Raw genomic sequence first — 12,467 nt, 5'->3', positions numbered from 1 at the left:
AAGAAGGATCCGCCATGAGCAAAAGACACTTCCTGGAGTTCGAGCAACCGATCGCCGAACTGGAATCCAAGATCGAAGAGCTGCGTTATGTGCAGAGTGAGTCGGCCGTTGACATCTCTGAAGAGATCGACCGCCTGAGCAAGAAGAGCCAACTGCTCACCAAGGACATCTACGCGAGCCTGACGCCGTGGCAGGTGACACAGATCGCCCGTCATCCGCAGCGTCCGTACACGCTGGATTACGTCAACGAGTTGTTCACCGACTTCCAGGAAATGCACGGTGACCGCCACTACGCAGACGACCTGTCGATCGTGGGCGGGCTGGCGCGGTTCAATGGCCAGGCGTGCATGGTGCTGGGGCATCAGAAAGGCCGCGACACCAAAGAGCGCGCGGCGCGCAACTTCGGCATGTCGCGCCCCGAGGGCTATCGCAAGGCACTGCGCCTGATGCAGACGGCCGAGAAGTTTGGCCTGCCGGTGTTCACGTTCGTGGACACGCCGGGCGCCTACCCGGGCATTGGCGCGGAAGAGCGCAACCAGTCCGAGGCCATCGGCCGCAACATCTTCGAGATGGCCAAGCTGGAAGTGCCCATCATCACCACGATCATCGGTGAAGGTGGCTCGGGCGGCGCGCTGGCCATCAGCGTGGCCGACCAGGTGCTGATGATGCAGTACTCGGTGTACTCGGTGATTTCGCCCGAGGGCTGCGCGTCCATTCTGTGGAAGACGGCCGAGAAGGCGTCGGACGCGGCTGAAGCGCTGGGCATCACGGCTCACCGCCTGAAGGCCCTGGGCCTGGTCGACAAGATCGTGAGCGAGCCGGTGGGCGGCGCGCATCGCGATCACAAGCAGGCCGCCGCCAACCTGAAGCGCGGCCTGAACGACGCGCTGCGCCAGGTCAGCGACCTGAAGGTGAAGGACCTGCTGCAGACGCGCTACGACCGTCTGCAGAGCTACGGCCGGTTCACCGACACCAAGGAGCGTTGAGCACGACCGTGCTTGAAGGCCTGGCCGTGGTGGCCGTGGCCTGCAGCGGGGGGCGAGACTCCCTGGCGCTGCTCCATGCGACCGCCAGTGCCGCACGCGATGTGCCGGGGCTGGCGGTCGTTGCACTTCATGTGCACCACGGCCTGAGCGTGCATGCCGACGCATGGCAGGCGCACGTCGAGCACTGCTGTGCGGCCTGGGCCAAGCGGGGCCTGCCGGTGCGCTGCATGGTGCGTCGCGTTCAGTGCGCGGACGATGGGCGAGGCGTGGAAGCTGCGGCCCGAGCCGCGCGGTATGACGCCCTGCGCGAAATGGCGCAGGAAGCCGGTTCCGAACGCGTGCTGCTGGCGCACCACCGCCGGGATCAGGCCGAGACCGTGTTGCTGCAAGCCTTGCGCGGTGGCAGTGCAGCCGGCCTCGCGGCCATGCCGCGTGAGGCCTGGCGAGATGGCATCTGCTGGATCCGGCCGTGGCTGGGCCACCCGCGGCAGGCGATCGACGCATACATCGCCGCGCACGGCTTGGGGCCCGTGGAGGATGACAGCAACGACAGTCCAGCCTTTGCGCGCAACCGCCTGCGCCTGGCGGTGTGGCCGGCGCTGACGCAGGCGTTTCCGGAGGCCGAGGCTGCGCTCGCGGCATCAGCCCGACGGCTGGCCGATGCGCAGGCCGTGGTTGACCAGGTGGTGACGGGTGCATTGAGCGGCCTGACGGATGACCGCGGTTCGCTGGATGCAGCGGGTTGGGCGCGCCTCGATGCCCCGATGCGCCGGCTGATGCTGGTGAAGTGGTCGCAGCGCGCCGGCGGAGCAGGGTGGTCGTCGAGCTGGGTGGAGCGCCTGGCCGATGAGGTGCCGGCTTTGCTGGCGCGGCAGCAGCCTGCCCGCTGGGCCGCGCTTGGTGTGTCGCTTTACCGGGGGCGCTTGCAGTTCAATGCGCCCGGCGGGGGGCAACCAGCCCCCGCTGTGCCCCTTCCGTTGGCGTGTCCCGCCGAGGTCGTGACGCTCAGCATGCCGCCGGACGGGACGCTGCGCCTGCCCGCCTGGCGCGGGGCTCTGCGTGCCGAACCGGTGTCCGCGCAAGGTGTGCCGTGGTCTGCCTTGCAGGGGATGCGGGTGGGCGCGCGCGCAGGCGGCGAGCAGTTTCAGGCAGGGCCCGGCAGGCCGGCGCGGTCGCTGAAGAAGCAATACCAGCAGGCTGGTGTGCCGGCGTGGAGGCGAGCAGGCCCGTTGTGCTGGCAGGCTGACACCTTGCTGTTTGCCCCGGGCCTGGGCATGGATGCCCGGCACTGGGCCGCCGAAGGAGTGCCTCAGTGGGGCCTGCATTGGGTGCCCGACGGGCCAGAGTACGGCACGGACACCGGATTGCCGCCTGTTTTGGTGCCCCGTTAAGCGTTTCCGCCGCGGAAGCGCGGTTGCGACGGGCTAAAATCGAAGGTTGATCGCGCAAGGTCATCTTCGTGGCCGATTCAATCTGCGGCGCGGTCTTTTCAACCACATCTGACATGGCACTGATCGTTCACAAATACGGCGGCACGTCGATGGGCTCCACCGAGCGCATCCGCAACGTGGCCAAGCGCGTGGCCAAGTGGGTGCGGGCGGGACATCAACTCGTGGTCGTTCCCTCGGCCATGAGCGGTGAGACCAACCGCCTGCTGGGCCTGGCCAAAGAACTCTCCGAGCGTCCCAGCCCGCGCGAGCTCGACATGATCGCCTCCACGGGCGAGCAGGTGTCCGTGGGTCTGCTCGCGATTGCGCTGCAGGCTGAAGGCGTCGAAGCCGTCAGCTACGCAGGCTGGCAGGTGCCGGTCAAGACCGACTCGTCGTTCACCAAGGCCCGCATCGAGAGCATCGATGACGCCCGTGTGCGCGCCGACCTGGCTGCCGGCAAGGTGGTGGTCATCACCGGTTTCCAGGGTGTGGATCCGAACGGCCACATCACGACCTTGGGTCGAGGTGGCTCGGACACTTCCGCCGTGGCAATCGCCGCGGCCATGAAGGCCGACGAGTGCCTGATCTACACCGACGTGGACGGCGTGTACACGACCGATCCTCGCGTGGTGCCGGAAGCCCGCCGCATGAAGGCCATCAGCTTCGAAGAGATGCTGGAAATGGCCTCGCTGGGCTCGAAGGTGCTGCAGATCCGCTCGGTGGAATTCGCCGGCAAGTACCGTGTGCCGACCCGCGTGCTCTCCAGCTTCACCCCCTGGGACATCGACGTGGAAGAAGAAGCCAAGTCGGGCACGCTCATCAGTTTTGAGGAAGACGAGAACATGGAACAAGCCGTTGTTTCCGGCATCGCGTTCAGCCGCGACGAAGCCAAGATCACCGTGGTCGGCGTGCCCGACACCCCCGGCATCGCCTACCAGATCCTGGGCAAGGTGGCCGAGGCCAACATCGACGTCGACGTGATCATCCAGAACGTCTCGCACGACGGCAAGACGGACTTCTCGTTCACCGTGCCGCGCGGCGACTACGCCAAGACCATCGAACTGCTGCAGAGCAAGGTCCAGCCTGCTCTGGGCGCGCGCGAGATCGTGGGCGACCCGAAGATCTGCAAGGTGTCGATCGTCGGCATCGGCATGCGCAGCCACGTGGGCATCGCCTCGACGATGTTCAAGACGTTGTCGGACGAGGGCATCAACATCCAGATGATCACCACCTCGGAAATCAAGACCTCGGTCGTGATCGACGAGAAGTACATGGAACTGGCCGTGCGCGCCCTCCACAAGGCTTTTGGCCTGGATGCAGCCAAGGCCTGATCGCCGAGCGTTGTTTTGAGCGCAACAGGCAGACGGCCAGAATTTCTGGGCTAGAATGCCTGCTGTTGCTGGAGACGTGACCGAGAGGCCGAAGGTGCTCCCCTGCTAAGGGAGTATGTGGGCAAAACCTGCATCAAGGGTTCGAATCCCTTCGTCTCCGCCAAAACATGAACCCCGAGTGATCCGTCACTCGGGGTTTCTTGTTTCTGGGCTTTGATTTGCTGCGAAGGAAGGACGTACTGCCATGTTCAAGAACCTGACGGTCTATCGCATCGGCTCGGAGTGGGGCACCACCGCGGCCGAGATCGAAACCGAGCTGGAAAAGTCGCGCTTTGCGCCGTGCGGCGCGTCGCAGGAAAAGTCGGTGGGCTGGCTGGAGCCGCGTGGTGTCGACCACGGCCCCTTGGTCGAGGTGGTCGATGGCCAGATCCTGCTCAAGCTCATGGTCGAGCAGAAGATGGTGCCGGGCTCGGTCGTGAAGCGCCGCTGTGACGAGATTGCGGCGCAGATCGAGAAGCAGACAGGCCGCAAGCCGGGCAAGAAGCAGATCAAGGAGCTCAAGGAGCAGGCCTTGCACGAACTGCTCCCCATGGCCTTCACCAAGCAGTCGGTGACCCGGGTGTGGATTGCACCAAAGGAGCGCCTGCTGGTGCTGGACACGGGCAGCCAGGCCCGAGCCGAGGAGGTCGTGACGCTGCTGGTGCAGGCGATGCCCGGTTTTGCCGTGAGCCTCATCCAGACCGAGATGTCGCCTCAGGTCGCAATGGCGCACTGGCTGGGCACGGGCGAGGCCCCTTACGCCTTCACCATCGACCGCGAGTGCGAACTCAAGTCGACGGACGAGATGAAGTCGGTCGTGCGCTATGCGCGTCACCCGCTGGACACCGACGAGGTCCGCCAGCACATCGTGAGCGGCAAGGTGCCCACCAAGGTGGCCATGACCTGGCGCGACCGCGTCTCGTTCATGCTGACCGAGTCGCTGCAGATCCGCAAGCTCGCGTTTCTTGACGTCGTCTTCGAAGGCACCTCGGCCGCGGCCGCCAAGCAGGACAAGGCGGAGTCCTTCGATGCGGACGCTGCCATTGCCACCGGCGAGCTGATCGAGCTGATTCCCGAGTTGCTGGACGCGCTGGGTGGCGAGCTGGAACCGGGCAGCATGCCGAAGGAGGCGCCGGTGGTTCCGGCAGCCCGTCCGTCCGCGGTGCAGGACACGCCAGCGCCGGCCGAATCGGTCGACGCACCGCCCTGGGCGTGATCAGAAGGGGGCGCTGACGGCAGCGTCCATCGCCACCGTGGTCAACGCGGTTGGCTGGGGGCAGGCGGTGTCGTGGGCCAGCCATTCGGCCACTTGTCGAGCCACCCAGGCGCCATCGTCGACCGGGAGGTCATGTCCGGCTGTGGGGTGGGTGTGCAATCGCAGCCCCCAAGCGGCCGCGAGACGCGCCGAGCAGCTGGGGTGAACCAGCTCGTCGCCGGCGCTGTTGAGCAGCAGAAGCGGCACGTCAGGCGCGGTGTCGGCGCGGTAGCGCGCGGCCGCCCACAGCTGTCGCAGCCCATTCAGTCGGCTCACGGGGTGACTGGATCGCAGGCTGAGCCAGGCGGCCAGCAGGGCCTGACGCGGGCCAGGGTGCCGGGTTGTCATCCGCATGATGCCGTCCTCCCATTCCAGCGCGGTGCCGCTCAGAATCAGCCGCGCGATGCGGCGGTACTGCCGTGGCTGCAGCCTGTGCCAGAAGGGGCTGTGAGGGCGCAAGCTCGTGTTGATGAGCACACAGCGACTCAACTCCTCCGGGTGCGTTCGCGCCCATTCCGTGGCGACCATTGCGCCCAGCGACATTGCGAGAACGTGGCAGGGACGGTTCAGTCCACGCGCACGAAGGTCGCTTCGCACGGCTTCCACCATGTCGGCCACGCGCGTGGGGCTGGGTTCACGCCAGCGTGCCCCATTGCCTGGCAGGTCAGGTGTGATGATGAGGCTGCCGGGTGGCAGCGCGGCGTGCAGGGTCTGCACGAACCCGCCCCAGTGGCCGCTTTCCCGCAGCAGGCCGCGCAGCAGGACCCAGATGGGCGGCGAAGTGTCTTGCATGGAGCGGCTCCTATCGCAATTCCGGTCTGTGGGCGTACCAGCGGCGTAGGGCGTCCAGCCGCAGGGCTTCACGGGCGTCGGCCGCAGGAAGCCAGCGCCGGTGTCCGATGGCGGCCCGCGCCAGGAAGTCCATCAGGCCCAGATGCCGGCGCAGCACGCGCTGCTGCCGATGGTCGATGAGGGGATTGAAAATCCCGTGACGGTTGAACAGCTGTCGGGGGTTTTTCTTGACCCACAGCCAGGAGCCCATCTCCAGCGTCAGCGGCAGAAAGAGGTGGCCGGGATGGCCGGTCAGGGCGCGCAGGTAGAGGTGGTCCCACAGGTCGCCGTGGGTGAGGTACTGCTGGCTCTGCGGCTCGAACACGTAGGGGTGATGCGCATACCCCTCGTCGAGGATGCAGCGCAGCGCGTGCAGTTCGGCCAGATGCGGCAAGGGACGCGTTGTGTGCGCGTACGGAAACCACAGCCGGTCTTGTGCGCCGAAGCCGGAATGGCAGTCGAGCGCGATGCTGAAAGGGCGGGACAGCAGTTCGCGCTCGATGGTGTCGCACAGCGCCTGGCTTTCAGGCTGCATGGGCTGCCCGGCCGGGCCGCGGTACCACGGCAGGAGGGCGCTCAGCCGCTGCCCCCCGATCAGGAAGGGGACGGGTTCTTCGGCCTCCAGCGGCGCATTGCGCATGAGGTCGACCCCCTGCGCGTTGGCCCGGGTGCCGCGCCAGAGGCCGCCCGGGTTCACGAGCGGCATGAACACCATGCGAAGGCTGTCCAGTTGCCGGTGCAGCAGCGTGTCCCATTTGAGGCGTTCGATCACGGTGCGCAGAAAGGTCATCACCACCTGTGAGCCGATTCGCTCCAGCCCGTGAACCCCGCCGACAAAGGCCACAGCCGGGTGGGTGACGTCGTGGCTGCCCAGGCTGATGACGGGCACATCGAACTGCACCGGGCCGCAGTCCACCTTGCACGCCATCCGCGCCTGGACGTGCCGGCCCCCGGCATCGATCAGCCGAAGAAGGTCGTCGAGTTCAGGAAGGTGCGCGAGCAAGCTGGGGGCTGGGCCCCTTGATTGGCGCCCCGTGGTCGGATCGGTCGATGGTGCCCGTTCACCATGTCAGTTTGAAGACAGGGTCGACTGTCATGGATCCGTCACACGCCCCGGGTACCGTGCGCGGCGGAGGATCACCCATGCTTCACACCGTCATCCGTTCGCGCCGCCTGTATCGCTCGATGGCCCTCGGGCTTGCCTTGCTCGCGGGCTTGTGGGAGTGCGGGGCGCTGATGCGGTCGCGTCTCAGTGGGTGGGACGCCCACCGCTGAGCGGTACTTGCCACCCGGGAAGCTCGGCCAGAAAGCGATCGACGGTGTCGGTGTAGGTGCCCGGCTCTCCCAGCGTGGCGTTGATCTCGCTGTGGGAAAGGTCCACCGGAAGTACCTGGACTTGAGGTGCGCCGGCCGGCACCCGCGCAGAAAAGTCGCGCGCCTGCTGACATGATTCGGCGCGGCGTGCGCTGCACACCGCCAGAATGGGTGCGACGGGACGCGTCAGTTGGTGCGCGGGTGAGGCTGCCAGCCAGTCAGCGCGATCCGGTCCGAACGCCCGGTCATACAGGCTGGGGTGCCGCACCTCCATGATGCGCACGACATCGAAGGCGGCGCTGTCCAGGCACACGGTGCCCAGCCACGGCCGGGCCCCTTCCGCCTGGGCGCGCTCCGGGCGTGCGGAGAGCAGCGCGACCAGGTGGGCACCGGCCGAGTGGCCCATGAGCACCACGCGCGCCGGGTCGGCACCCCAGGATGCGGCGCGACCCTGCACCGCGGTCAGGGCGCGGGCCACTTCACGGGCCTGTTGATCGGGCGCGGTGTCGGGCCGCATCGGGTAGTTCACGGAGACCAGCGCGACGCCGTGCGGCACCCAGTGGCGGACTTTGTTTTCCACCACGGGCGCGCGCGCCTTGTCGCCTCGGGCCCACCCGCCGCCGTGCACCATGAAGAGGATGGGCATGGGGTGCGTGCCAGCAGGCCGTTGCGGCAGGTAAACGTCGTACCGATGCGCGGCGGTCGGCCCGTAAGACTGGTCTGCCAGACGCTTCACACCCGCGGGCAAGCCGCGGAGGGCGCGGTCTGTGCCAGGCGCTTCTTCGATGTCCTGCTCGACCGCATCCTGACGGGCTTCCCGGCGCGCCTGCAGCAGGTCGCGCAGCGGGCCCGCCAACGCCGGATCGGGCAGCGCCTGCAGGCCGATCCAACAGGAGAGCGACAAGGCAAGCCATCGGTGACGTGGCGGCGTGGCAAGGCGGTGTGATGGCATGGAAGGCCCTGGATGTGGTGGTTCCGGTGGACTCAATGGTTTGCAGCCCCGCGGCGTTGACACACCTTACGCGACAATGCGTGCATGAGTAACGCCCGCAATGACCTCGTCCTTTTCAGTCCCTCCGGCATCGTGGCCAAGGCCGCACCCGTGCGCAAGGCTGCACGCCGGCTCAAGGCCATGGGCTTCGATGTGCGCATCGACGAGGCCGCGTTGCTCAAGCAACAGCGTTTCGCCGGCGACGACGACACCCGGTTGGCCGCCCTGCACCGCATTGCCGGCGAGGCCCCGGCAGTGGCCCTGGCCACCCGCGGAGGGTATGGCCTGAGCCGCCTGCTTGATCGGGTGGACTGGAAGGCGATGCAGCACAGCGTGGAGCAGGGAACGGCCTGGGTCGGTTACAGCGACATGACGGCCTTGCACCTCGCTGCGCTGGCCCAAGGCGCAGCAGGCGCGGCACAGCCTGGCGAGGGTGTGCGTGCGGGCCTGTGGGCAGGGCCCATGGCGTGCGACGATTTTGGCCGCGAGGACAGTGATCTGGGTGGAGACGACGTCACGCAAGACACGTTCTCGGAGGCGATGTCGGGCGAGCTGGAGGCCGTGGGCTTCCGCACCGAAGCCGGCTTCGACGGCCTGGAGACCAGCGGGCGGCTGTGGGGGGGCAACCTCGCGATCGTGCAGGCGCTGCTCGGCACGCCGCATTTCCCCAAGGTGCGAGGCGGCGTTCTGTTCCTGGAGGACGTCAACGAGCACCCCTATCGCATCGAGCGCGCCTTGCTGCAACTGCACCAGGCTGGTGTGCTGGCCCAGCAGAAAGCCATCGTGCTGGGTGCGTTCACCGAGTACCGCAAGTCGCCGCTGGACCGGGGCTACAACCTCAAGGCCGTCATCGCCCATCTGCGCAGCGTCTGCCCCGTGCCCATCCTGACCGGGCTGCCTTTTGGCCATGTGCCGGTGAAGGTGTGCCTGCCGGTGGGGCGCAAGGTGAACCTCATGGTGCAAGGACGCGACGCGTTCATCCTCTGGTGACAAGCCCTGGGTGAAGCCGGTGCCGGGCGGGCCCACAATAGCCCCATGCGCAAACTGAGGGACTTGTTTCGCCGCGGTGTGACCCTGACGCGGATCGCCATGACGGGCGGTCTGCTGCTGGCACTGGCTGCCTGCCACAACAACCCGTATCCGGCGGGCGCGGAGCGCGACAACACGCTCTACACCGCCTTCAACGAGCGCTCGCCTCGCTACCTCGATCCGACCTCTTCCTACAGCAGCAACGAAACGCCGTTCACCTACCAGGTCTACGAGCCGCTGTACGGGTATCACTACCTGAAGCGGCCGTACGAGCTGGTGCCCAAGGCTGCTGCCGCGGTGGTGCAGCCGCGGTATGTCGACAAGGCCGGCAAGCCGCTGCCGAACGACGCCCCGGCCGACCAGATTGCCGAAAGCATCTACGAGATTCCGCTCAAGCGCGGCATCCTGTACGCGCCGCACCCGGCCTTTGCCAAGGACGAGCAGGGCCATTACCGCTATCACCGCCTGCAACCCGGTGAGGTGGGTGACAAGCGCAGCCCCTGGGCTTTCAAGCACACGGGCACGCGCGAACTCGTGGCAGACGACTACGTCTACGCGATCAAGCGCCACGCCACCACGCGCACGGCCGCGCCGGTGTTCGGCATCTTCTCCGAATACGTGGTGGGGCTGGCCGAGTACGGCAAGCTCATCCGTGAGGAAGACAAGAAGCTGCGTGCCGGCCTGCCGCCCACGTCGCGCGACAAGCCCTTTCTCGATTTCCGCCGCTGGCCGCTGGCTGGCGCGCAGGCCATCGACAGTCACACGCTGCGCATCCGCATCATCGGCAAGTACCCGCAGTGGAAGTACTGGATGGCCATGACCTTTCTGGCGCCGGTACCCTGGGAGGCCGATGCCTTCTATGCGCAGCCCGGCATGGCAGCCAACGGCCTGTCGCTCAACACCTGGCCTGTCGGCACGGGCCCATACATGATGGCCGAGTTCATTCAGGACCGCCGTCACGTACTGAAGCGCAACCCCAACTACCGCGGTGTGCCTTACCCGTGCGAAGGCCAGCCGCAGGACGAGGCACTGGGTTTTCTGACCGATTGCGGCAAGCCCACGCCCTTCGTGGACACCGTGGTGTTCAACCTCGAGAAGGAATCCGTGCCGCAGGACGCCAAGTTCCGGCAGGGGTATCTGGACGTGCCCGAGTTCGACCAGATGAGCTATGGCAACGCCTACAAGATCCAGATGGAGGACTCCGACCGCTTCAACAAGGAGTTCACCGACAAGGGCATCGTGATCCGCCGCACGGTGGACCTCTCGTCTCGCTACATGGGCTTCAACTGGCTGGATCCGGTGGTGGGGCAGGGTGACACGCCCGAGCAGCGCGTGCGCAATCGCAAACTGCGGCAGGCGCTGTCCATCGCCATCGACTGGGACGAGTACAACCGCATCTTCCCCAAGGCGGCCGGTGAAGTGGCCCAGGGGCCGCTGCCGGGCGGAGTGTTCGGCTCACGGCACGGCACGCGCGAGGGCCTGAACCCGGTCACCCACCGCTGGGTGGACGGGCTGGCCGTGCGCCGCCCGATTGAAGACGCCCGCAAGCTGCTGGCCGAAGCCGGCTACCCGGATGGCCGCGATGCGCGCACCGGCAGGCCGCTGGTGCTGAACTACGATTTTGGCTCGCCCGCCACGCCGGAAGCCAAGGCCACGCTCGACTGGACCAGCAAGCAGTTCGCCAGGCTGGGCATCCAGCTTGAAGTGCGGGCCACCGACTACAACCAGTTCCAGGACAAGGTGCGCCGTGGCAAGCACCAGATCTTCACCTGGGGCTGGCTGGCCGACTACCCTGACGCCGAGAACTTCCTCTTCCTGCTGTATGGCCCCGGTGCCAAGTCGGTACACGATGGCGAGAACGCCGCCAACTACCAGAACCCCGAGTACGACCGCCTGTACAGCCGCCTGCGCCTGATGGACGACGGCCCGGCCAAGCAGGCCGTCATTGACCAGATGGTGCGCATCCTCCAGGAGGACGCGCCCTGGTCCTGGGGCTACTTCCCGTATGCGTCCGGGGCCTATCACCGCTGGCTGCACAACGGCAAGCCCAGCATCGTGGTACGCGACCAGGCGCAGTACTACCGTCTGGACACGGCCGAGCGCACCCGCAGCCTGGCCGAGTGGAACCGCCCGGTGTACTGGCCGATTGCCGCGCTGGTGCTGGTTTTCATCGCCATGGCGTGGTGGGCGGTGCGGACCTTCCGCAGCCGCGAGGCGCAGACGGCGCTGCCGCTGCCCGCCGGGCTTCTGAGCAAGCGGGGTCGCTGATGCTGAACTACATCCTTCGCCGCCTGGGCTACGGTCTGGTCATCCTGATCGGGGTGAACCTGATCACCTTCGTGCTGTTTTTCACCGTCAACACGCCCGACGACATGGCGCGGCTGAACATCGGTGGCAAGCGCGTCACGCCCGAGCAGATCGAGAAGTGGAAGGCGGAGCGGGGTTACGACAAGCCCATGCTTTACAACGATGCGGCCCAGGGCAGCGATCGTTTCACCGAAACGGTGTTCTGGGATCGTTCCGTGTCTCTCTTCCTGTTCGACTTCGGCCGGGCCGACAACGACAGCGCTGGCGATATCGGCTACCAGGTCCGCAAGCGCATGGGCGTGAGCCTGCAACTCACGGTGCCGCTGTTCCTCCTCGGTCTGATGGCCAGCGTGATCTTCGCGTTGTGGCTGGTCATGTTCCGCGGCACACCGGTCGATTTCTGGGGCGTGGTGGTGTGCGTCGTGATGATGTCCATTTCCAGCCTGTTCTACATCATCGTCGGACAGTACCTGTTCTCGCGCCTGGCGCGTCTGGCGCCCATCTCCGGTTACGCCAACGGGCTTGAGGCCATCCGCTTTCTCGTGCTGCCCATCGGGCTGATGCTGGTGGCCAGCCTGGCGGGGCAGGCGCGCTTCTATCGAACCCTGTTCCTCGAAGAGTCGGGCAAGGACTACGTGCGCACGGCCCGCGCCAAGGGGCTGAAGGAATCCACCGTGCTGACCCGGCATGTGCTGCGCAACGCCATGCTGCCCATCATCACGAGCGCGGGGGGCTCGCTGCCCTACCTGTTCATGGGCGGTCTGGTCACCGAAAGCTTCTTCGGCATTCCCGGGCTGGGCGCCTACACGATCGACGCGATCGCCAGTCAGGACTTCGCCATCGTGCGCACCATGGTCTTCCTCGGCTCGGTGCTCTATATCCTGTCGAACATCCTGATCGACGTGGCCTACACCTGGGCCGACCCGCGCGTGCGGATGCAGTGAGGCAGCAGGC

Annotated in this window: 11 protein-coding genes and 1 tRNA gene; 9 read left to right on the top strand and 3 right to left on the bottom strand. The window is 66.6% G+C overall.

Annotated elements, in window-relative coordinates:
- Positions 1-14 precede the first annotated feature (14 nt).
- From Q0Z44_RS09270 to Q0Z44_RS09250, 5 genes are all read left to right on the top strand, one after another.
- Complete coding sequence (locus Q0Z44_RS09270; RefSeq protein ID WP_109035884.1) at positions 15-986, top strand: acetyl-CoA carboxylase carboxyltransferase subunit alpha; 972 nt, start codon at positions 15-17, stop codon at positions 984-986.
- The gene (tilS, locus tag Q0Z44_RS09265) at positions 983-2,377 is read left to right on the top strand and encodes a tRNA lysidine(34) synthetase TilS (protein ID WP_298011931.1); all 1,395 of its coding nucleotides are present in this window, start codon (positions 983-985) and stop codon (positions 2,375-2,377) included. The genes Q0Z44_RS09270 and tilS overlap by 4 nt, the downstream gene beginning before the upstream one ends.
- A 113-nt stretch (positions 2,378-2,490) precedes the next feature.
- Positions 2,491-3,747, top strand: coding sequence for an aspartate kinase (locus tag Q0Z44_RS09260; RefSeq protein WP_298011930.1), 1,257 nt, complete (start codon positions 2,491-2,493; stop codon positions 3,745-3,747).
- 70 nt (positions 3,748-3,817) lie between these two features.
- Positions 3,818-3,910, top strand: a tRNA-Ser gene (locus Q0Z44_RS09255).
- Between the two features lie 81 nt (positions 3,911-3,991).
- Positions 3,992-5,002 carry a recombination-associated protein RdgC gene (locus tag Q0Z44_RS09250; RefSeq protein WP_298011928.1) on the top strand — a complete coding sequence of 337 codons (1,011 nt, stop codon included), beginning with the start codon at positions 3,992-3,994 and terminating at the stop codon, positions 5,000-5,002.
- On the opposite strand, the gene Q0Z44_RS09245 is transcribed toward Q0Z44_RS09250, so the two are convergent.
- Positions 5,003-5,833, bottom strand: a complete 831-nt coding sequence (locus Q0Z44_RS09245) for an alpha/beta hydrolase (protein WP_298011926.1) — start codon at positions 5,831-5,833, stop codon at positions 5,003-5,005.
- A 10-nt stretch (positions 5,834-5,843) separates the two neighbouring features.
- Complete coding sequence (locus Q0Z44_RS09240; RefSeq protein WP_298011924.1) at positions 5,844-6,875, bottom strand: M14 family zinc carboxypeptidase; 1,032 nt, start codon at positions 6,873-6,875, stop codon at positions 5,844-5,846.
- A gap of 140 nt (positions 6,876-7,015) precedes the next feature.
- On the opposite strand from Q0Z44_RS09240, the gene Q0Z44_RS09235 reads away from it, so the two are divergent.
- On the top strand, positions 7,016-7,147 hold the full coding sequence (locus tag Q0Z44_RS09235; protein ID WP_298011922.1) for a hypothetical protein: 132 nt from the start codon (positions 7,016-7,018) through the stop codon (positions 7,145-7,147).
- Here Q0Z44_RS09235 and Q0Z44_RS09230 read toward each other — a convergent pair.
- Entirely contained in the window at positions 7,122-8,090 is a 969-nt protein-coding gene (locus Q0Z44_RS09230; RefSeq protein ID WP_298011920.1) for an alpha/beta hydrolase, read from the bottom strand. The genes Q0Z44_RS09235 and Q0Z44_RS09230 overlap by 26 nt on opposite strands.
- Positions 8,091-8,222: 132 nt before the next feature.
- Here Q0Z44_RS09230 and Q0Z44_RS09225 point away from each other — a divergent pair, with 132 nt between their 5' ends.
- Genes Q0Z44_RS09225 through Q0Z44_RS09215 form a run of 3 tightly spaced genes read left to right on the top strand, consistent with a single transcriptional unit; the run spans position 8,223 to position 12,457 of the window.
- Positions 8,223-9,167 carry an LD-carboxypeptidase gene (locus tag Q0Z44_RS09225; protein ID WP_298011918.1) on the top strand — a complete coding sequence of 315 codons (945 nt, stop codon included), beginning with the start codon at positions 8,223-8,225 and terminating at the stop codon, positions 9,165-9,167.
- A gap of 45 nt (positions 9,168-9,212) precedes the next feature.
- Positions 9,213-11,474 (top strand): ABC transporter substrate-binding protein, encoded by a 2,262-nt coding sequence (locus Q0Z44_RS09220; RefSeq protein ID WP_298011916.1) that lies wholly within the window; start codon positions 9,213-9,215, stop codon positions 11,472-11,474.
- Positions 11,474-12,457, top strand: coding sequence for an ABC transporter permease (locus Q0Z44_RS09215; RefSeq protein WP_298011914.1), 984 nt, complete (start codon positions 11,474-11,476; stop codon positions 12,455-12,457). The genes Q0Z44_RS09220 and Q0Z44_RS09215 overlap by 1 nt, the downstream gene beginning before the upstream one ends.
- Positions 12,458-12,467: the final 10 nt, after the last annotated feature.

The sequence above is a fragment of the uncultured Aquabacterium sp. genome, assembly GCF_947366995.1.
Lineage (GTDB): Bacteria > Pseudomonadota > Gammaproteobacteria > Burkholderiales > Burkholderiaceae_C > Aquabacterium.
The sequence above is the reverse complement of the archived record's forward strand: the minus strand, read 5'-3'. Positions and strand labels throughout refer to the sequence as shown.